Origin of the sequence: Gracilibacillus sp. D59, assembly GCF_052246695.1 — a bacterium.
Taxonomy (GTDB): Bacteria; Bacillota; Bacilli; order Bacillales; family Amphibacillaceae; genus Gracilibacillus.
The window spans coordinates 83335-102543 of the sequence record NZ_JBQQCK010000006.1; the positions used below are offsets into that span (position 1 = coordinate 83335).

Genomic DNA, 19209 nt, shown 5'->3' on the forward strand with positions numbered 1-19209 from the left:
TTTTATGGGAATATTTATTAATAAATCCGAACATCCAGGTGTATTTCAACATAAAGGAGAGATTGAAAATATCCCAAATCAAAATTATTTTAAAACGGATTATTTTGCTGAATTAATTCAAGAACAGAAAAATTTCAATGAATCCTTAACTAAAGAAGTGAAAAACATCAAAATAAGGCATCAGCAAAATGAATTTACAGGAGCGAAAAAATGGAGAGACCTGAGTAGTAGATTAGAACAGTTATATAAAGAAACTGTAAAACATGAGAATTTTGAACAGGATGTAAGGAAGTGGTTACAAGTGCTAGATAATAAAAATCAGGAACTTAAACGTTTAATGGAAGATGAAAAAGATGTAAAGCAGGAGTATATAGAAAACAAATTAAATCAAGTTAGTCAGTCAAATCAAGAAATCATAAGCCAACTTTCAGAATATAAATCATTTTCGGAGCAGCTTACTTCTCAGATGAGTGAAATGCATACGTTACATCAACAAATGGCAGAGCAAATTTCTAAACAGGATGAAAAACAAGAAAAAGTTCTAGACAGTTTTGAAAATCAAGAAGCATTGATGGAAAAAACATTCAGACAGCTAGATAATCTTCGTTCGATTTTATTTGAGCGAACCTATCATATTGTAGAAAAAATAGAAAACAGTTGGAAACCCTTATCTTTTATGATGCCGGGGAAAAATAAGGAGGAAAAAGAAAAGGTCAATAAATAATGTGGGTTACAAGAGCGGATTCATTACCGTTTCCCCACTGTTAGTTGTTGTTAAGTTCTTTGTTCGTCAATACAAAACTTTTAGAAGAGCGTTCTCTTTGAGGAATGCTTTTTTTTTGCCAAAGTTAAATAACATTTATTACATGATCATAACTTGGTTTCAGGAATAACAAATTTACCAATTTGTTCATTTTGACACACAAAAACCTCCCTCAGTAAATTTTAATAATCAGTTACTAAGAGAGGCATTGTTATCGACTATTATTTTCTTATTTAAGATTGTTTACATGCCAATCCAAACTTTTTTTGTTCAAATTACAACTGATATTAACAATTTTCCGGCGTTCCTTCTCTTTCCTTTGCTTTAAAGGAAGATCCACAACCACAAGAAACAATGGCGTTAGGGTTATCGATCGTAAAACCGCCACCCATCATGTTTTGTTTGAAATCGACGGTTGTTCCTTCAATCACATCAATATCAAACTTCTTGATCGTTAACGGAATACCATTTGACTCTTCGGTATGATCTAATTCTTCATTCACATCATAATCAAATCCAAGTGAATAAGAAAGTCCACTGCATCCGCCACCTTTGACACCAAAACGAAGTCTTACGTTTTCTGCGTCCTCTTCTTTCATCATTTCTTCTATTTGATCCTTTGCATTATCGGTAATATTAATAACCATAGAAAAAAACTCCTTTTTCTAAGTATTTTTTATACTTATTGTATGATCAAGTATACAAACTCAATCATGGTAATTCAATATTTCTGCTTGTTAATTACTCCATAAAAAATGTTCCTTCAATGGTTGTTTCTGCCTTACCACGCATCCAGACATGCTCATCCTCTGCCCAAGTAATATATAAATCTCCACCGGCTAAATGAACGGTAATTTCTTTTCCTTTAGCTAATTTGCCATTCAAAATGGATGCCACAACAGATGCACATGCTCCTGTACCACATGCTTGAGTCACACCTGATCCCCGCTCCCACACTCGAAAATGAATTTCCTGGTCATTCACTTGTTCAATAAATTCAACATTCACACTCTCTGGGAAGCGTTGATCTTTTTCAATGACTGGTCCCAATGTCGTTAATGGTGCTTCATTAATATCATCAACGAAGAAAACAGCATGCGGATTCCCCATTGATACTGTCGTAACTTCGAGTTTTTCCTCCTGGACTTCAAACGGTTCAGCTACTACTTGCTCCTGATCCTCGCCTAGCATCGGGATTTCAGATCGTTTTAATATCGGCACGCCCATATCAATTGTAACTTCATCAACTACTTCTCGGTCTCCATGTATTTCTGCGCTGACATTTCCTGCTTTTGTAGCAATAGTAAACTGTTTTGAATCTACTAATTGATGTTCATAGGAATACTTAGCAACACATCGTAAGCCATTTCCACAGTTTTTTCCTTCTGAGCCATCTTTATTAAAAATACGCATCCCTACATCTGCGCTTTCCGTAGGATGGATCAAAATCAGACCATCTGAGCCAATTCCAGTATCTTTATCAGCAACAGCTTTTGCCAAATCAGACAGAATATTTTCTTCTATTGGAAATTCAAATACGTTTATAAAAATATAACTATTTCCTAATCCATGCATTTTAGTAAAAGGTATTTTCATCTCTATATTTCCCCTTTTTATAACTGATCGATTAATTCATTATCGATATAATCATTAATATTATCAAATAGTTCTTCTGGTGTATCTGCTTTGATCGGCTTGCCATTTACGATTGCAACATGATAATTACGACAAATACCACAATAGCTGGTACATCCATATTCCGCTACATCCATATCAGGATCTGTTAATAATTTTTGACGGACTTGCTCTGTACCTTTTGCTAAGTTTTTTACACAGAAGCCTACTCTAATTTTTATCCTCATTATATCACACCTTCAGTTTAACTTACGGTTTAGCTACCTATTATATTTTTAACACACTTTCATTTACAAATAAATGAATTAAAGATAAAATAGTGTTGAAAATGTTTATCATTTGTGTGACAAATAACATAGATTTTTAAGCAAACAACCTTTATAATAGAGTAGTGATGAGGAAAGGAGAGTCTCCATTCATGGAAGAACAATCAGCTCAAGTTCAGGAAGTATTAAATAAATTACGCCCATTTTTATTACGTGATGGTGGCGATGTCGAATTAGTAGATGTTGAAGATGGTATCGTTCGTTTACGTTTAATGGGCGCTTGTGGTAACTGCCCAAGCTCCACAATCACTCTAAAAGCAGGTATTGAACGTGCATTAATGGCAGAAGTACCTGGCGTTACAGAAATTGAACAAGTATTTTAATAACAAATTGCCAGAGGGAAACGATTCTTTGATGAAGAACGTTTCCCTCTTTTATAAAAAATATTCTTTTCTTTTATCCTTTAGATAAAAATGACAAATCTTTTCTTGATCCTTAAAGATTTGTCGTTTATCTTGATTTAGATACAAATCAGATGACAGAAATTGTTAAATCAGAAAAAAGATAAACCCCTAATATGAGGGTTTATCTTTTTAATTACCTAATAGCATTGTTATGTTATTTCTTCACGGACCTTTTCGACTTTTGATCCAGAATTTTCTACTTGCAGTGGGAGCCATTGATAGTTTGGGTATTCTGCTTTCCATTTTTTGACCATCGAAAATACTTTTTTATCATCAACAACTGCGATCATTGTCGGCCCTGCACCACTTAAAAAGACACCATAAGCACCTTCATTTAAATAGCTATAAAGTTCATCATAATGGGAAATAAGCGCTTTACGGTATGGCTGGTGAAAATGATCTTTTTCCATCATTTCACCTAATGTTTCCCAATCACCTGTGCAAATAGCTGCCACACTCACATTTGCTACACTGCTCGCTTGTACACTCTCTTTAAATGTAAATTCTTTTGGTAATACAGCACGAGCATCTTTTGTTTTTAATTCAAAACTTGGAATAACCGCTACAAAGGTAACACCTTTTACTGGAATCTGCGTGTATGAAACTTTGCCATCATAATGACCAACCACACATCCTCCTAAAAGAGAAGGTGCTACATTATCCGGATGTCCTTCAATGTCAGTCGCAATTTGAAGTTTGTCATCATTAGATAAATTCAATTCTAATAAAACATTTGCTAATTCAATTCCCGCAATAATAGCAGTTGCACTACTCCCTAACCCTCTCGCAAGCGGGATCTCACTCTTCATCAATACGTGGCAAGAAGGCATTCGTTCTGCTTGCCCAAATTTTGCTGCCACTTGTTCTGCAATCTCATAAACTAAATTGTCTTTACCAGTTGGAATTCCTTCTAGACATTCTGAAGCAGCTATAAACTCCCATTGATTTGCTACCGATACCTGTAATTCTAAATATAAGTTCAATGCCAAACCAACCGAGTCAAAACCGGCTCCTAAATTGGATGTACTCGATGGTACTTTAATTGACCAACTCATGCCTTGACACTACCTAAAATTTCATTCATGATGACTTCTTCTTCATTTGGTAATACGGTAGGTTTAACTTCACTATAATTGATTGCTGTATCTGGATCTTTTAAGCCATTTCCAGTCAAAACTGTCACTACTGTTGATCCTTTTTCCACTTTTCCTGCTTTTAATTTTTTTAATAAGCCTGCAACCGACGCACATGATGCTGGTTCAGCAAATACTCCTTCATTTTGAGCAATCCATTGGTAGGCTTCAATCATTTCTTCATCGGTAATTTCATCAATTTCACCATTAGATTCATCACGAGCGTTCACCGCACCTTGCCAGCTAGCCGGATTACCAATACGAATAGCAGTACCCACTGTTTCCGGATTTTCGAAGACACGATCATGTACAATCGCAGCCGCACCACTTGCTTCAAATCCCATCATTTTCGGTAAACCTGTTTGTTTCGTTTCATTATATTCTTTAAATCCTTTCCAGTATGCCGTGATGTTTCCTGCATTACCTACCGGAATAAATAAATACTCAGGTGCTTTACCTAGTTCATCACAAACTTCGAATGCTGCTGTTTTTTGGCCTTCGATACGGTAAGGGTTAACAGAGTTCACTAATGCCACTTCACCTGATTCTGCTAATTTACGTACATAGCGCAATGCGTCATCAAAATTACCCTCAATAGCATAAATTTCTGCGCCATACATAACAGCTTGTGCTAGTTTACCTTGTGCAATTTTGCCATCCGGAATAACAACAATACATTTTAATCCAGCTCTCGCAGCAAAGGCAGCCGCAGAAGCTGATGTATTACCTGTTGAAGCACAGATAACTGCTTTTGCACCATCTTCTACTGCTTTTGCCATAGCCATAACCATACCACGGTCTTTGAATGAACCTGTTGGATTTAAACCATCAAATTTAGCATATGCATTTATCTCATATTTCTCGGATAATTTTTCCAATTTATACAAAGGAGTATTCCCTTCATATAAAGTTAGCATTGGTGTTTTTTCATTAATCGGTAATAATTCTTGATATTCTTTCAACAGTCCTTGCCATGCCATATCAATTAGTCCTCCCCGTCGACGCGATAACAACTGATTATTTCATTAACAACGTCTAATCCTTTTAGATTTTCTCTACTGTTCAATAATTGCTGTTTACTAATTTTGTGTGTAACCATTACAATTTCCGCCATTTTTTCATTGTCAGAAGGTAATTGCAAGATCTTTTGGAAACTTACTTTTTCATTCGTAAACACGTTCGTTATGTTTTGGAATGTGCCAGCTTCATCGTCCACTTCCATCCGAATGAAATATTGCATATACTTTTCATCATTTTCTTTTAATTGTTTTTCATATTGCGGAACGATATATTCATTCCCTGTAATACCAAGGCGGATATTTTTCACTACATCCATTAAATCGGAAACAACTGCTGTTGCAGTTGGCATGCTTCCTGCCCCTGGGCCATAGAACATCGTTTCCCCTACAGCCTCACCATAGACATATACAGCATTAAATTCATTTTTTACTAATGCCAACGGATGATCTTTCGGTAAAAGGGTAGGCTCAACGCTCACTTCTACTTTTCCATTATGAATCGATGCAATCCCTATTAATTTAATAGTATACCCTAAACTTGTCGCAAAAGTAATATCTTCTTGGGAAATTGTTCGAATTCCTGACACTTCAACATCATCTAATCCAATTTCCATTTTAAAAGCCAGATTCGCAAGCAAGGTCATTTTTCGTGCAGCATCCAATCCATCAACATCAGACGTGGGATCTGCCTCAGCAAATCCAAGCTCCTGTGCTTCTTTTAAAACTGGCTCAAATGCTAGTTCCTCATCCGTCATTTTAGTGAGAATATAGTTCGTGGTACCGTTTACGATCCCCATAATTTTTTGAATACGATCAGATGCAAGTCCTTCTGTTAAAGAACGAATAATCGGAATACCACCAGCAACACTGGCATCATATAAAATATCACAATTATTTTCTTTAGCTAATCGTAATAGCTTCTGACCGTGAACAGCCATTAAATCTTTATTAGCTGTGACAATATGTTTTTTATTCCGGATTGCTTTTTCTAATAAAAGGTTAGTATCCTCGATACCACCCATCACTTCGATAATAATATCGAGTTCCGGGTTGCCTACTAATTCTTCTGGGTTATCTGTTAACCATTCAGGTTGAATGACGACATCACGTTTCTTATCAATATCATTAACCAGAATTTTTTTTATTTGAATTTCACTACCCACTTTATATTTAATTTCATCAGCGTGGTTTTGTAACAGTTTAACAACGCCTGTTCCAACTGTACCTAGACCACATAAACCAACATTAACTTGATTCATATAGATGCCTCCCTCTGTTTACGTTACGTGTACATTTGTTTATATATAGTGGACATTATACATGTGAATGCTATCTTTATCAAGACACAATCGTCTAAAAATTAAAAAAATGCACCCCATCTATCAAATGGAGATGCATCGATAATTTTTACTACACATCTAATAGCCAATCTAATTGTATATTATTAATTTCTCTCTCATCAATACCTATTTGATAAAAAAATGTTCGCAAATTTTCTTCATACACAGATTGATTTTCGACTAGCTCTTCCATGTCTGAATAATGATTGGATGTTTGCCGAATTTGCTCCATGAAATCCAATAAATGAATAGGAAAAATCAATCGTGCATATAATAGTTTCCATCCAAATGTTGATATCGACATATTAGCTACATATCCTTGTAAAAATTGTTGGCATTCACGGGAAGATAACCCATCTGGTATTAGCATGTATTGTCTCAATTTCTCTGCGATATCACGTACCGGATGATCATATACAAATCGATTACTCCAAATAAATACTTCATTCATATCATGTTGATAACGTCCAAAAGTAATCGATGGCTGATCACTTTCATTAAATTGTGATTCTTGTTCCACAATATGCATGTATTGAATTGCATTTTCTGCCAACCCCATAATATAGGGAAACAGATTAACAAATTCTCGAATAAAGGGAGATGCTGGTCGTTGTTGATATAATTGCTTATATAAAGCCTCATACTGATCTATCTTGGAAATCCATAACTCTTTCCATTTTCCATAACTATTCATCGAGCTTGGTTGATATGGATAACCAGAACCAATTTGGTGAAAGCCAGATAGTTTAACTGCTTCATCTCGTTGATCTTGCGAGTGTATCGCGTAACATAGTAAATATTTTTCTTTACCAATTGACGTAAGGAATTGATTGTGTACATTTGGTATCGGACACGTAACATTCGTCCAGCCTTGTTGATGATAATGAGTGGCAATCGTATATAATTCTAGGGCAAACCTTTCAGTTGTCGAAGTAGGGATGATAAAGTAGTAATAGGCTTGGTCAGCAAATGTTAAGTATGGTTGGTCAGAGACTTGTTTAGTGGGCACCTGAATTGGGTAATGTAAGAATATAGGATGCAATGCATTTTCCCCCTTAGTGTTTATATATTAAACTATATGTATACTGTGAAATGAAAATGATGAATATAGGATGTGATCAAATGACAAACGAAAGAAAACAATCCGAATTAGAACAAAAGGCAAGACAAATGTTAACAGATCGAGGTGTGCAATTAGACGATATCGCTGAGTTAGTCTATTTTTTACAAAATAAATATCAGGATGAATTAACTTTAGAATATTGTTATGAAAATGTAGACCGAGTATTAAGGAAGCGTGAAGTACAGAATGCGATTATAACTGGTATTCAACTTGATGTTTTAGCTGAGGAAAATAAATTAGAGTCCCCTCTTCAGGAAATATTGGAAACAGATGAAAGTCTATATGGCATTGATGAAGTCATTGCATTGTCGATCGTGAATGTGTATGGTTCAATCGGATTTACGAATTATGGATATATCGACAAGCAAAAACCAGGTATCCTAGAGAAATTAAATGATAAATCTCAAGGTTGCCACACTTTTTTAGATGATATCGTTGGTGCAATCGCAGCAGCTGCATCATCACGATTAGCACATAGTGCAGCAAACGATCAATCGATAGATGATGACTAAAAAGGTATACCTCTTTTCAACGTTTGATCGAAAGGAGGTCTACCTTTTTTACGTTTATTCATTCATTATTTCTGGAATTTTATTTTTTACTTTTAACAGTGGAGAAGTAAAAATAAATAATGTCACAAATACAGCGATCCCAAGCATAAAAATTCTTATGGGAAATAACGGTATAACCGTTACAGTAAATAAAACACTTGTCCAAACAATTAGTACGGCCAGAATCTTTATTCGGATCGGTACGCCTTTTCCATCGGTATAATCTTTAATATAATGACCAAAGTACTTATTCGTCACCAGCCAATTATGTAATCGAGCGGATGATTTACCATAGCAAAAACCTGCTAATATAATTAATGGTGTTGTTGGTAGGATTGGTACGATCATACCTATTAAGCCAATAACAAGACTAAGGCTACCCCCTAGTATCCATAGTGTCCTTTTGACGTTCGACATTTTGCTCACTCTCCATTTTTATCTCTTACATACCGTTGATACTCTTCCTGGGTATTAATATTGATAAAATATTTCTCATCTTCACATGGGAAATCTACAAATGTGACGGTTAATTTTTCCAACAATTGATGCATCGATCGCTTTTTATCTAGTAATTGTTGTTCCATCAATTGTATTGTATCACGTTTATAAAGGGCAACTAATGGTTGGATTCTACCATTTATTCGAGGGACAATCGCATCATTCTCGTTATTATCCATATAGGTGATTAGTTTCTTTAAAATAACTGGCTCCATTAATGGTGTATCAACTGGTAAGACGAGATACCAATTAGCTGTACCATCAATCATCGCAGAATAAATCCCTGCTAACGGCCCCTGTCCTTTATATGGTTCATGATCTGTTATAACCTTAATATTAGCGGAAACCTGTTGTATTGAATGATTATCGCGTATCACTATATAAGTGTTATTTACACAAGTTAACATTACTTTTAGCACATTTTGATAAAATGAATCTCCCTTATAAGAAGCAAAAGCTTTATCTTTCTTAAACCTAGATGACTTCCCTCCAGTTAACACGATTCCTGAAATTTCCTCCACTGCTGCCACCTCTCGTTCACTTTTTCACAAACTCAATAAATATTTAGCATCATCACTACGTAGAGAAACCGGACATATTAAAGTCAAAGATATTCAATTTTTACGTGATGAAATAGGTTGTGAAAACTTCCCCATTGAAGTTTGTAATATAGACTGAATGTTTGTATTTCTTTGTGTTAAAGGAATGCTTTTATTTTTTCGTATTCAAACTCATGTATGTTAGCTTCCACTTCATGAAAGAATTGTTCAACATTTCCCTTGTACACATATTGCACATTTTCTACTTTTTCTAATAGTGTATCTTCTTCGTTATACAATAAAACGATTTTAGGCAAAGGAATCTGCTTGTATCCTTCGATAATTACAATATCGATATTCAGCGATTGATAGAATAACAATAGTGATTTTAGTGGAATTTTCTTTTTGTCGGCAGTGATTAAAATCTGGCTATCCCCTTCAACCGTAGCCAACTTTGCACCATGGGCAAAATGCTGATAACTATCTGTTTCTTTGATTTGATCTGGTTCACCACCATGACCATGATGCTTAATGGTAGCAACCTGATAACCTTTACCCGTTAAGTATTCAATCCATTGCGTAATAAATGTTGTCTTGCCACTATTTTTATAACCAACAACTTGAACCACATACATATTATCCACCGCTAACAGGAGGAATGATTGCCACTGTATCCCCCATTTGAACCAGGTCATCATCTAACGCATAAGCTTCATTAACTGCGACCATAGATTCTTCTATTTGACTCAATTTAAATTGAGATTGCAGTTTCTGCTTTATTTCTTGGACCGTGATTTGTTTTATATCTAACTGTATTTTATCTTTTCCAGCTTCTTCTTGTAATTGGGCAAATAATAATATTTCAATCATTGTCCTCATCCTTTATATATGGTTTCCCTTTTGGATATGGAACATTTTCCAACTGGTCTCCTATCCATGCCGCTCCATCTTGCCATTGTTCTTTCTTCCATATTGGTACGATTTGTTTAATTCGTTCAATTGCATATTCATTTGCCTGATATGCTGGTTTACGGTGAGGTGAGGAAATGGCGATTACTACAGCTATTTCTGATATTTCAAGAGAACCAACCCGGTGAGTAATAGCCACCTTTGTATTTGGCCATTTTTCATTAATTTCTTTACCAATCTGAGCAAGCATTTTCTCTGCCATCGGTTTGTATGCCTGATATTCCAAATATATCGTCTTTTTATCACCCGTGATTTCACGAACAGTACCGATAAAAGTTGTGATAGCACCAGCATTACGATCTTCAACCTTTTTTATTAGTAATTCGACGGAAATTGGATCCTCTACAATTTCAAACAATTTGTCTGTCATACTCATTCTCCTAACAAATGAATCGTTACTTGATCACCCTTTTGATATCCTTCTGTACCACCGGGTAATTGGATTAAACAGTTAGCATTTGCTAAGCTGTGCACCATATTTGATTTGTCCTTACCTGCTGGCTCTGTATATAGCTGACCATTTTTTATTTCATAACGCCCTCTAATAAATCGGTCAAATGGATTTGCTTTTGAAAAATCAACAGTTAATGTTGCTTGTTCTTGCTGCATTCCCATTATTTCTTTTCCTAAAAAAGAATCAATAATAGGTCTTGTAAAAAGTTCAAACCCAACATAACATGCCGAAGGATTACCAGATAAACCAAAAAGTAATGTATTGTTAACAGCCGCAACTGTTGTGACACTTCCAGGACGCATCGCCACTTTGTTAAATAAAACATTAGCACTTAATTCCTGATATATCTCTGGCAGTAAATCAAAATCACCTACGGATACACCACCAGTTGTAATTAAAAAGTCAACATCCTTCATTACTTTTGTAATCTTTTCAAGGCTTTCCTCGAGATTATCTGTTAATTGACCGAAATATTTAGGTATTGCTCCTGCTCTTTGTATTTGGCCGATTATCATAAATGCATTACTATTACGGATTTTTCCTGGCTCTAATGGTTGATCTACTTCCAATAATTCACTTCCCGTAGCAATCACACCGATCACCGGTTTTTTTGCTACAGGTACATGAGCATAACCAAATGTTGCTAACAAAGCAATGATTCCAGGATTTATCACCGTTCCTTTATTCACTAGTGCTGTCCCTTTTTTAACATCTTCTCCCTGAAACGAAATATTCTGATGATGCTGAAGTTGTTTACTTATCGAAACAAAGGATTTTCCTTCTTCTACAAAAGGTGTCGTATCTTCTAACATAATAACTGCATCGGCTCCATTTGGAATCGGAGCACCTGTCATAATACGAACAGCTTGATTTAATTCTAACTTGTTATGATAGACACTACCCGCACCAATGTGGCCGACAACCTCGATTTTTCGGGGATTATTTTCCGTTACGTTTACAGTATCCTTTGAACGAAGCGCATATCCATCATATGGGGATCGGTCAAAAGATGGCACATCGTGATCCGCAATTAAATCTTCTGCTAACACACGATTATGTGCCTTCATTAATTCGATATTTTCAATTTTTCCTTTTTTGTAATACTGAGAAATTCGTTCGATTGCTTCTGAAACCGGAATAGGCTTACGTTCATTTAACATAAGATCATGCCCCTAACCAACAATTTGATAATATAGTTTTTTTGCATCTTCCACTGAACTGGTACCATGTACAAACGTACGACCATCTTGAAAAAACACCAGACGTTTTTCATCGATATCAACAGAAACTAAAAAAGGATTTACTTGGACAACACCATATTGTGAAAGCTTTGATTCTAGCATTTCCAAAGAATATTGTTTACCTCGAATTTGTACTGTATCTCTGCCGCAAAGAACCTCTGTCTTGGTTCTGCCTTGATAAGATAAACTAGGATAGGTTGGTTCTTCACCACAACTGGCGCAATTTGCTCGTTTTGCTCGACTTACATCAATTGTTTGATAATGATTATTCCATAAATCAAAAATAACCAATTTACTATTTATTTTTTGCTCAACATCCATTAACAGCTTTAATGCTTCCGTAGTTTGGTGAGTCACTACCATTTGCACTGCAGGTCCAATCACTCCGACTGCATCACAGGTTGCACCAAACATAGGAGTGACTTTCAATAAACAATCAAGGCAAGGTGTCTGCCCTGGGACAATTGTAAATGTCATTCCCGAACTTCCTACACAGGCCCCAAAAATCCATGGTTTCTTATACTTCTGTGCAAGGTCATTTATTAAAAATCGAGTATCAAAATTGTCTGTTGCATCGACCACAACATCTACATTCTGAACATAACTGGCGAGGTTCTCAGCCGTAGCATCCATGACAACAGGATGAATCTGGATCTCACTATTGATTTTTTTTAGTTTTCTTGCTGCAGCAATAGCCTTTGGGGTTTGTTCATGGACATCGTCTTCTGTAAACAAATGTTGACGCTGAAGATTGGTCCATTCCACATAATCACGATCGATGATAGTAATATCGCCTATACCTGCACGCGATAGCATCTCAGCTGATGAGGAACCAAGAGCGCCACAGCCAATGATCAGAACATGTTTCGATAGCAATTGTGCTTGTCCTTCTTGACCAATTCCTTGAAAAAGCATTTGCCGATGATACCTGTTCATTTCTGACATCCGATACAACCCTTTCTTTAACCGCCAATATATGACATTTCAATCTTTTTACGGTTTCTGGCAGTTTCTTCTGTACGTTCATCCGAATATCGGTCATCACGATATTTCCAACGAGAAACAATCGTATCCGTTACTTCATTATCTGTTGCTCCATCTCGTAAAATATCTTTTAAATTCAAGCCTTCACCTGCAAATAAACAAGTAAAAAAGTGTCCGTCTGCTGCGATTCTTGCTCTTGTACAGGAAGAACAAAATGATTCCGACACAGAAGTAATAAATCCTAATTCTGTATTTGTTCCCTTATAGCGGTAACGTTTTGCCACCTCACCAAAATAGGCAGGATCAACTGGTTCTAGTTCGAATTGCTCTGAAATCATGTCATACATTTCTTTTTTTGTCATTACATGCTCAAAATCCCAGCCATTTGTTTGACCAACATCCATGAATTCAATAAAGCGTAACGTTACACCAAGTTCTTTAAAAAACTTAGCCATCGGAAGCACTTGATGGTCATTCATCCCTTTTTTTACAACCATATTTACTTTTACACCTAAGCCTGTTTCTTTCGCCATGATAATACTGTTTATCACAGGCTGAGTACGTATTTTGCTGTCATTGATCTTCATAAAAGTATCATCATCAATCGCATCTAAACTGACATTGACTCGTTTCAATCCGGCTTTTTTGAGATCTTCTGCCATCTTTCCAAGCAAGACAGCATTTGTTGTCAAGCCAATATCCTCTAGACCATCCAATTTGGATAAACGTCCAATTAAAGTGGTAATATCACGTCTTAATAATGGTTCTCCACCAGTTAAGCGAATCTTACGAACACCTAAGTTTAAAAATACTTTTGTTAGCCGCTCAATTTCCTCAAAGCTTAATAAGTGTTCTTTTGGTAAAAAAGCGAAATCCTTTCCGAAGATCTCTCGTGGCATACAGTAGCGACAACGAAAATTGCAACGATCTGTCACAGAGATCCGCAAATCTTGTAGCGCTCGACCAAATTTATCTGTTATGACTGACTGTTGCATAAGTAATCGCACCCTTTTCATAATTAATTTATCTATTTTTCGTAAAACATATGGGATTGAAAATCATTGTGAGGAACATCACAACTGCTCACATAAGAAAAGGTAAAGGTAGCTTATTTCTCTCTATATAAATTACAGGACCTTCTCATTCTAACGTTTTCAGATGTCTTCTAGTGCAATATCAGAAATAGAAAAATGACTTAGTAATTGGGTTACGGTGAGTGCTTGTTCTCTTTTAAATAATGTAATTATTTTTTCCTTTACGGATTGCTTTGCCACCGCAAACCCTCTATTTCTGAATTACTCCTTATTAGTAAAAGTATTGGCTACACCCATTTCAGATGCCAAATAAGTACGGATATGAGTACTGAATTTTGTAAGTGTGTCCATATTTTCATTTAAAACAGCTAGTAATTGTTTGTGATCAATTTGTTTGTAATCTTGAACAAGTGTTTTTCGCAATCCAATAATTGCTTCATATGCATCATTTTCGTTTTTTGGAAATACATTTTCATCAATCAAAATATGGATAATATCCAAATAACCTCCTGGGTCACGCATAATAAAACCATCAATCATCATATTTCCAACATCTAAGATACATTCGATTAATAGATGTGTTATTCGTTCTAACGCCATGTGTTCGATAGATGATTGAAATTTATTTTCTTTCACTAACGTTAAGGTTTGATCAAAATATTCTAATGTTTCATTCATTTTTCTCATATCAACAAAATACACCACTAATCCCCCTACAATTCAAAACACGTCTAACTATATAATACCATATTATAAAAGATGTCGTTAGAGATAAATCCCGACTAATTTTGTTGTACTTAAATACAAATAAAATTTTAAAAGTTTAGTCAAACTATAGTCTCTTGGCAGTGTAGAAGTTATTTTATCTTGAGTTCCTTTGAGGTGCACCGAAATGGATAGTGACTTTGAATAATTTACAGAAAAGGAAGAAATGACTATAATCTGAATAGGGAGTGATTAGATGAGTGATGGAAAACGTTCATTTATCAAAAATGAAAAGGAACAAAGCACTACACGCTTTGTCAGCTTTAAAGGGGACACGGAACGGTTTGACCTTGCGATTATCTCCGCTAAGTCATTCTGCAAAGACTTTCTTGTAGTAGACCTTAATACGAATAAGTACTCACGTATTAATACAGACACGATTATTGAAAGTAATTATGTGGAACATGCTTTTCAATTCAATGAAATGGAAGCAGAGGATTTCAGGTCATTCATCAAACCTTTATTGGACGAAAACTAACACATTCCGTTGTGTTAGTTTTCAATTTGTTTAACAATAAAAAATTTACATCCAAAATTACAATATTCGTATAAATAATCTTCACAGGTACTTATTTTTGTATCAAAAGACGCTTTAGGATTTTGATCATCATAAAATCCTTTAAGCCGAAGCTGTTCATATCCCCAATCCCCTACAATAAAATCATATTTACTTAAAACATCTGTAAATCTTTCCTTGAACGCTCTTTCTTCAAAAGCGTCACGATAATCCTTAATAATCTCATAATGATGACCTTGTACTTCAACCAATATATTTCACACCTTTTTTGCAATAGTCAAATTTAACAAAAGTTACTAGCATGAAATCAAAGTATATAACCTACACTAACGTTATACATTGAAAATTAACTAGGGAGGCTATTTCCTTTGATTCAGCGTTTTTTATTATTAACATTTACAAGTTTTTTTCTTCTTACTACTATAGCACATGCAGAAGAAAATGTGGATATCGATCAAGAAAAAATCAGTCTATATAAACAAATGGAAGCTGTCACTTTAATTCCTTGGTATTATTTAGCAGCAATCAATCGTTATGAATCCAATATTAATTCAGATGAATCAGATGACAATTCATTAATTATGATAAAGATACCTGAACAAAAATGGTACGGTCTTTCACCTTTCAACGAGCCAACCGAGGAGAGTCTAATCGAATTTTTTAATGGTATTGGAAAAGATGGCAATGGTGATGGGATAGCTGATCCCACTAATGAACATGATGTTTTATATTCGATGGCTAATTATCTCCAACAATATGGACATTCAGATCAAGATATTCGGACGGCACTTTGGAATTTTTATCATCGTGAATTAACTGTTTTATCTATTATGAACTATGCCCGTTTGTTTAAAACTTATCAAAAAATCAGTCTTGACGAAACATCTTTCCCAATACCAAAAGGCTATAATTATACCTATCATAACACGTGGGGTGACGCTAGAGGATTCGGTGGAAGAAGAATTCATGAAGGTACCGACATATTCGCTGATTATGGTACACCCGTAAGGGCTACTACTTATGGGGTTGTAGAACTTAAAGGATGGAATAGATTTGGTGGCTGGCGCATTGGTATTCGTGATATATACAACAGATATCATTACTACGCACATTTAAATGGGTTTGCTGATGGGTTAGAAATTGGAGACATCGTGGAAGCCGGGCAACAAATCGGGTCTGTAGGCTCATCTGGTTATGGCCCTCCAGGAACATCTGGAAAATTCCCGCCACATTTACATTATGGTATGTATAAAGATAATGGTAAAACAGAATGGTCCTTTGACCCCTATCCACATTTAAAACGATGGGAAAGAAAAAATCCGTAAAGTGATCACTTTACGGATTTTTATATTATTTGTTCGATGCACTTTTTGCTCTTACTATACTTGCGATTAAGCCGCCCCATATAATTACAATACCGATTACTGCCATAACAATTGCACTACCAGACATGAAGCAAACCTCCTTTTACGTTCAATTTATGCTTCTTTATCTTTACTAGGCCATTTTTTAGTGGTTAATAATGCACCTGCGAACATGGCACCAATTGCTACTACCCAACCAAAATTGAATAAAAATTCAATTGGATAGTCTCCATATGCTTGTGTTACTTCTGTTTTTAAGTTTTGTAACATCATAAATCCTAATACAACCGGTGTAATAATACCTAAACAAATTCTCCACCAAATACCAAGTTTAATATCTGAAACAGAATCTGCGTGGTTTTGTAAATCTTTTAATGAACGAGCAAACCATGCTATCGCCACTACTTCAAATAGACCTGCTAAGGCAACACCATAGTTATTAATAAAGTGATCTACCGTATCCAATAGGTTAAGTCCACCCTGGGTTGCATAGAATAACGAAACGATAAGTGCAAGTCCGCCACCGAATAATACCGCTTTTCCACGTGAAATTGAGAATTTCTCTTGTAAACCTGCAATATATGTTTCTGAAATTGAAATCATTGATGATAAACCTGCTAAGAATAAGGATGCAAAGAATAGGAATCCAAAGAATCCGGATGCAGGCATTTGACTGATAATTTTAGGGAAAACCATAAAGGCAAGTCCAACACCACCATCAACTACTTCCGATACTTCTGTATTCGTTTGAACTGCCATAAATCCTAATACTGCAAATACACCAATACCAGCTAATAATTCAAAAGATGAATTCGCAAAACCTGTGATAAATGCATTATTGGTAATATCAGATTTTTTTGGTAAATAAGATGAATAAGTAATCATGATGGCAAATGCGATCGACAAACTAAAGAAGATTTGGCCATATGCTGCAACCCAAACCGAACCATCAAAAATACGATCCCAATTAGGTTTAAAGAATGCATCTAAACCTTCCATAGCTCCTGGTAACGTAACAGCACGAATAACAATAATGATAAATACGATGAATAATGTTGGGATAAAGATTCTATTTGCTAACTCAATACCTTTCTTAACACCGCGCCCTAAGAATAATAAAACAAGAACCCAGACAACAAGTAAAGGAATCAAAACAGTAGGTACGATCGAACCGAATGTTCCTGCATCAACTAGGTTTAAATAGTCTCCAACAAAGAATGTTGTTGGGTCATCACCCCACTGAGTTCCAAAAGAATAATATGCATACATAATAGACCAAGCAATAATAACTGGATAGTAAGTAGAAATGACAAACGAAATAAAGATTTGCCACCAACCTATCCATTCCATTCCTTTACTAATTTTCGAAAAACTTCTTGGTGACGAGCTCCGATACTTATGTCCGATTGTATATTCCATAATAAGTAATGGAATACCTGCCGTTAACAAGGCAAATAAGTACGGAACAAAAAATGCACCTCCACCGTTTTCAAAAGCTGTTGCAGGGAAACGCCAAATATTACCTAAACCTACTGCAGACCCGATTGCTGCAAGAAGGAAACCCATACGCGTGCCCCATTGTGATCTATTTTCCATTAACCTAACCCCTTTCTTAAAAAAATTTCTATATTAATAATAGTTTTAATCTTTGAAATTATATCGAACTTCCGAATATTCTGTCAAAGGAAAAAATAGGAATATTCTATTATTTTATTATTCTATTTCTGGATCTATCGGAATAGAAAGATCAGATGATCCTTCTCCTCCTTCGTTATAATAGTTAGGAACATCACCAGGATGAAATACTTTTGTTACAGGAATATCTTGAACCACTTTAGCCGGCTCTGACGCAAATGGGATAACAACCATCATTTCTACTTCAATATGCACATTAACATGGATATATGCGCCATTAATACCTGTTTCAACGATGTCACTCGTAATTTCTGTCCCAACACTACCGATCACTTCCATATTAACCGGTACTTTTGGACCAAGATTAGCAAGTATCGGGATCCCTAATGCTTGGCCTATAGGGACTTCCACTAATAAACCTTTTTCTCTTACATCATTAAGTAATTCTTGTTCTGACGGTTCAAGTTCCATTTCTACTTCAAGAGGCACACCTGTTTCCGGCCGTTCACCTTGCTCCAATAACTTAAGAAAGTTTTCTACACGGTATTGGACATTTCTTTGCACACGGTTTTCTACTATAGCATTAAAAATATAATTTTCTACTCTTCCTTCTTCATCCAGCTGTACTTCTATTAAATCTCCTGCTTCCAAATCTTCTGAAATCTTTTTGCTAACAGCAATTCCCATTGCTTGATTGGCAATTGCTTCTACTCGGACTTTTGCATAATCCATTAGAACAGGTTTGATGCCTTCGTTTACAATTAAAATACTGGCAATCATTACGAGGACAAAAAAGAAAAAAGATATGAAAACTAATTGGTTAGCTGGAGGTGAGCCTATTTTTCGTCTATTCCACTTGTTTTTTCGCATAATAAATCCCCCCATTTCATTCATATGATTGGAGAGATTTATTTA

General features: G+C 35.5%; 24 protein-coding genes and 1 pseudogene. 5 read left to right on the forward strand and 20 right to left on the reverse strand.

All coding sequences use genetic code 11. The features are described 5' to 3' along the window. Window positions 1-4: 4 nt before the first annotated feature. Window positions 5-724 (forward strand): hypothetical protein, encoded by a 720-nt coding sequence (locus ACTWP4_RS11880; RefSeq protein ID WP_443128984.1) that lies wholly within the window; start codon window positions 5-7, stop codon window positions 722-724. A 326-nt stretch (window positions 725-1050) separates the two neighbouring features. On the opposite strand, the gene ACTWP4_RS11885 is transcribed toward ACTWP4_RS11880, so the two are convergent. The 3 genes from ACTWP4_RS11885 to ACTWP4_RS11895 form a co-directional block, all read right to left on the reverse strand. Beyond that, window positions 1051-1410, reverse strand: a complete 360-nt coding sequence (locus ACTWP4_RS11885) for a HesB/IscA family protein (RefSeq protein ID WP_443128985.1) — start codon at window positions 1408-1410, stop codon at window positions 1051-1053. Window positions 1411-1504: 94 nt separating this feature from the next. Further along, a complete protein-coding gene (gene dapF, locus ACTWP4_RS11890; protein ID WP_443128986.1) occupies window positions 1505-2359 on the reverse strand; it encodes a diaminopimelate epimerase in 855 nt (284 codons plus the stop codon). Window positions 2360-2376: 17 nt separating this feature from the next. Then, window positions 2377-2625: a DUF1450 domain-containing protein gene (locus ACTWP4_RS11895; RefSeq protein WP_443128987.1), complete on the reverse strand. Its 249-nt coding sequence runs from the start codon at window positions 2623-2625 to the stop codon at window positions 2377-2379. 197 nt (window positions 2626-2822) lie between these two features. Between ACTWP4_RS11895 and ACTWP4_RS11900 the strand changes: the two are divergent. Next, window positions 2823-3047: pseudogene (locus ACTWP4_RS11900) on the forward strand (NifU family protein); the annotation flags it as partial. Between the two features lie 230 nt (window positions 3048-3277). On the opposite strand, the gene thrB reads toward ACTWP4_RS11900, so the two are convergent. The 4 genes from thrB to ACTWP4_RS11920 all read right to left on the reverse strand — a co-directional run bounded on the left by thrB (window position 3278) and on the right by ACTWP4_RS11920 (window position 7662). Further along, window positions 3278-4183, reverse strand: a complete 906-nt coding sequence (gene thrB / locus ACTWP4_RS11905; protein WP_443128988.1) for a homoserine kinase — start codon at window positions 4181-4183, stop codon at window positions 3278-3280. Further along, complete coding sequence (gene thrC / locus ACTWP4_RS11910) at window positions 4180-5241, reverse strand: threonine synthase (RefSeq protein WP_443128989.1); 1062 nt, start codon at window positions 5239-5241, stop codon at window positions 4180-4182. Before thrC ends, thrB begins: the two co-directional genes overlap by 4 nt. Window positions 5242-5246: 5 nt before the next feature. Beyond that, window positions 5247-6539, reverse strand: coding sequence for a homoserine dehydrogenase (locus tag ACTWP4_RS11915; protein ID WP_443128990.1), 1293 nt, complete (start codon window positions 6537-6539; stop codon window positions 5247-5249). Window positions 6540-6690: 151 nt separating this feature from the next. Continuing rightward, the gene (locus ACTWP4_RS11920) at window positions 6691-7662 is read right to left on the reverse strand and encodes a hypothetical protein (RefSeq protein WP_443128991.1); all 972 of its coding nucleotides are present in this window, start codon (window positions 7660-7662) and stop codon (window positions 6691-6693) included. Window positions 7663-7742: 80 nt separating this feature from the next. Between ACTWP4_RS11920 and ACTWP4_RS11925 the strand changes: the two genes are divergently transcribed. Beyond that, window positions 7743-8255, forward strand: a complete 513-nt coding sequence (locus ACTWP4_RS11925; RefSeq protein ID WP_443128992.1) for a phosphatidylglycerophosphatase A family protein — start codon at window positions 7743-7745, stop codon at window positions 8253-8255. Between the two features lie 54 nt (window positions 8256-8309). Here ACTWP4_RS11925 and ACTWP4_RS11930 read toward each other — a convergent pair whose 3' ends face one another. The 9 genes from ACTWP4_RS11930 to ACTWP4_RS11970 all read right to left on the reverse strand — a co-directional run bounded on the left by ACTWP4_RS11930 (window position 8310) and on the right by ACTWP4_RS11970 (window position 14715). After that, the gene (locus ACTWP4_RS11930; protein ID WP_443128993.1) at window positions 8310-8711 is read right to left on the reverse strand and encodes a YbaN family protein; all 402 of its coding nucleotides are present in this window, start codon (window positions 8709-8711) and stop codon (window positions 8310-8312) included. Window positions 8712-8716: 5 nt separating this feature from the next. After that, window positions 8717-9313 carry a molybdenum cofactor guanylyltransferase gene (locus ACTWP4_RS11935; protein ID WP_443128994.1) on the reverse strand — a complete coding sequence of 199 codons (597 nt, stop codon included), beginning with the start codon at window positions 9311-9313 and terminating at the stop codon, window positions 8717-8719. A gap of 176 nt (window positions 9314-9489) precedes the next feature. After that, on the reverse strand, window positions 9490-9966 hold the full coding sequence (gene mobB, locus ACTWP4_RS11940; protein WP_443128995.1) for a molybdopterin-guanine dinucleotide biosynthesis protein B: 477 nt from the start codon (window positions 9964-9966) through the stop codon (window positions 9490-9492). 1 nt (window position 9967) lies between these two features. Continuing rightward, window positions 9968-10201, reverse strand: coding sequence for a molybdopterin converting factor subunit 1 (gene moaD / locus ACTWP4_RS11945; protein WP_443128996.1), 234 nt, complete (start codon window positions 10199-10201; stop codon window positions 9968-9970). Further along, the gene (locus tag ACTWP4_RS11950) at window positions 10194-10670 is read right to left on the reverse strand and encodes a molybdenum cofactor biosynthesis protein MoaE (RefSeq protein WP_443128997.1); all 477 of its coding nucleotides are present in this window, start codon (window positions 10668-10670) and stop codon (window positions 10194-10196) included. The genes moaD and ACTWP4_RS11950 overlap by 8 nt, the downstream gene beginning before the upstream one ends. Before the next feature lie 2 nt (window positions 10671-10672). Beyond that, entirely contained in the window at window positions 10673-11914 is a 1242-nt protein-coding gene (locus ACTWP4_RS11955; protein ID WP_443128998.1) for a molybdopterin molybdotransferase MoeA, read from the reverse strand. Window positions 11915-11926: 12 nt separating this feature from the next. Continuing rightward, window positions 11927-12940, reverse strand: coding sequence for a ThiF family adenylyltransferase (locus tag ACTWP4_RS11960; RefSeq protein ID WP_443128999.1), 1014 nt, complete (start codon window positions 12938-12940; stop codon window positions 11927-11929). A gap of 17 nt (window positions 12941-12957) precedes the next feature. After that, the gene (moaA, locus tag ACTWP4_RS11965) at window positions 12958-13974 is read right to left on the reverse strand and encodes a GTP 3',8-cyclase MoaA (RefSeq protein ID WP_443129000.1); all 1017 of its coding nucleotides are present in this window, start codon (window positions 13972-13974) and stop codon (window positions 12958-12960) included. A gap of 300 nt (window positions 13975-14274) precedes the next feature. Next, window positions 14275-14715 carry a DUF86 domain-containing protein gene (locus tag ACTWP4_RS11970; RefSeq protein WP_443129001.1) on the reverse strand — a complete coding sequence of 147 codons (441 nt, stop codon included), beginning with the start codon at window positions 14713-14715 and terminating at the stop codon, window positions 14275-14277. 259 nt (window positions 14716-14974) lie between these two features. Between ACTWP4_RS11970 and ACTWP4_RS11975 the strand changes: the two genes are divergently transcribed. Continuing rightward, a complete protein-coding gene (locus tag ACTWP4_RS11975; RefSeq protein ID WP_443129002.1) occupies window positions 14975-15256 on the forward strand; it encodes an SAV0927 family protein in 282 nt (93 codons plus the stop codon). Window positions 15257-15270: 14 nt separating this feature from the next. Here the strand turns inward: ACTWP4_RS11975 and ACTWP4_RS11980 are convergent, their stop codons facing one another. Further along, a complete protein-coding gene (locus tag ACTWP4_RS11980) occupies window positions 15271-15546 on the reverse strand; it encodes a YutD family protein (RefSeq protein ID WP_443129003.1) in 276 nt (91 codons plus the stop codon). 117 nt (window positions 15547-15663) lie between these two features. Here ACTWP4_RS11980 and ACTWP4_RS11985 point away from each other — a divergent pair, with 117 nt between their 5' ends. Next, window positions 15664-16620 carry a M23 family metallopeptidase gene (locus ACTWP4_RS11985; protein ID WP_443129004.1) on the forward strand — a complete coding sequence of 319 codons (957 nt, stop codon included), beginning with the start codon at window positions 15664-15666 and terminating at the stop codon, window positions 16618-16620. A gap of 25 nt (window positions 16621-16645) precedes the next feature. On the opposite strand, the gene ACTWP4_RS11990 is transcribed toward ACTWP4_RS11985, so the two are convergent. The 3 genes from ACTWP4_RS11990 to yunB form a co-directional block, all read right to left on the reverse strand. Beyond that, on the reverse strand, window positions 16646-16747 hold the full coding sequence (locus ACTWP4_RS11990; RefSeq protein WP_443129005.1) for a methionine/alanine import family NSS transporter small subunit: 102 nt from the start codon (window positions 16745-16747) through the stop codon (window positions 16646-16648). A gap of 26 nt (window positions 16748-16773) precedes the next feature. Beyond that, window positions 16774-18255, reverse strand: a complete 1482-nt coding sequence (locus tag ACTWP4_RS11995) for a sodium-dependent transporter (protein ID WP_443129006.1) — start codon at window positions 18253-18255, stop codon at window positions 16774-16776. A 117-nt stretch (window positions 18256-18372) separates the two neighbouring features. Beyond that, on the reverse strand, window positions 18373-19164 hold the full coding sequence (yunB, locus tag ACTWP4_RS12000; RefSeq protein ID WP_443129007.1) for a sporulation protein YunB: 792 nt from the start codon (window positions 19162-19164) through the stop codon (window positions 18373-18375). Window positions 19165-19209: the final 45 nt, after the last annotated feature.

What these genes read in the sequence shown, in the direction of transcription:
- ACTWP4_RS11880 (WP_443128984.1), top strand. Translation starts at nt 5, where the DNA reads ATGGGAATATTTATTAATAAATCCGAACATCCAGGTGTATTTCAACAT.
- ACTWP4_RS11885 (WP_443128985.1), bottom strand. Translation starts at nt 1,410, where the DNA reads ATGGTTATTAATATTACCGATAATGCAAAGGATCAAATAGAAGAAATG.
- dapF (WP_443128986.1), bottom strand. Translation starts at nt 2,359, where the DNA reads ATGAAAATACCTTTTACTAAAATGCATGGATTAGGAAATAGTTATATT.
- ACTWP4_RS11895 (WP_443128987.1), bottom strand. Translation starts at nt 2,625, where the DNA reads ATGAGGATAAAAATTAGAGTAGGCTTCTGTGTAAAAAACTTAGCAAAA.
- thrB (WP_443128988.1), bottom strand. Translation starts at nt 4,183, where the DNA reads ATGAGTTGGTCAATTAAAGTACCATCGAGTACATCCAATTTAGGAGCC.
- thrC (WP_443128989.1), bottom strand. Translation starts at nt 5,241, where the DNA reads ATGGCATGGCAAGGACTGTTGAAAGAATATCAAGAATTATTACCGATT.
- ACTWP4_RS11915 (WP_443128990.1), bottom strand. Translation starts at nt 6,539, where the DNA reads ATGAATCAAGTTAATGTTGGTTTATGTGGTCTAGGTACAGTTGGAACA.
- ACTWP4_RS11925 (WP_443128992.1), top strand. Translation starts at nt 7,743, where the DNA reads ATGACAAACGAAAGAAAACAATCCGAATTAGAACAAAAGGCAAGACAA.
- ACTWP4_RS11930 (WP_443128993.1), bottom strand. Translation starts at nt 8,711, where the DNA reads ATGTCGAACGTCAAAAGGACACTATGGATACTAGGGGGTAGCCTTAGT.
- mobB (WP_443128995.1), bottom strand. Translation starts at nt 9,966, where the DNA reads ATGTATGTGGTTCAAGTTGTTGGTTATAAAAATAGTGGCAAGACAACA.
- moaD (WP_443128996.1), bottom strand. Translation starts at nt 10,201, where the DNA reads ATGATTGAAATATTATTATTTGCCCAATTACAAGAAGAAGCTGGAAAA.
- ACTWP4_RS11950 (WP_443128997.1), bottom strand. Translation starts at nt 10,670, where the DNA reads ATGACAGACAAATTGTTTGAAATTGTAGAGGATCCAATTTCCGTCGAA.
- ACTWP4_RS11955 (WP_443128998.1), bottom strand. Translation starts at nt 11,914, where the DNA reads ATGTTAAATGAACGTAAGCCTATTCCGGTTTCAGAAGCAATCGAACGA.
- ACTWP4_RS11960 (WP_443128999.1), bottom strand. Translation starts at nt 12,940, where the DNA reads ATGTCAGAAATGAACAGGTATCATCGGCAAATGCTTTTTCAAGGAATT.
- moaA (WP_443129000.1), bottom strand. Translation starts at nt 13,974, where the DNA reads ATGCAACAGTCAGTCATAACAGATAAATTTGGTCGAGCGCTACAAGAT.
- ACTWP4_RS11975 (WP_443129002.1), top strand. Translation starts at nt 14,975, where the DNA reads ATGAGTGATGGAAAACGTTCATTTATCAAAAATGAAAAGGAACAAAGC.
- ACTWP4_RS11990 (WP_443129005.1), bottom strand. Translation starts at nt 16,747, where the DNA reads ATGTCTGGTAGTGCAATTGTTATGGCAGTAATCGGTATTGTAATTATA.
- ACTWP4_RS11995 (WP_443129006.1), bottom strand. Translation starts at nt 18,255, where the DNA reads ATGGAAAATAGATCACAATGGGGCACGCGTATGGGTTTCCTTCTTGCA.
- yunB (WP_443129007.1), bottom strand. Translation starts at nt 19,164, where the DNA reads ATGCGAAAAAACAAGTGGAATAGACGAAAAATAGGCTCACCTCCAGCT.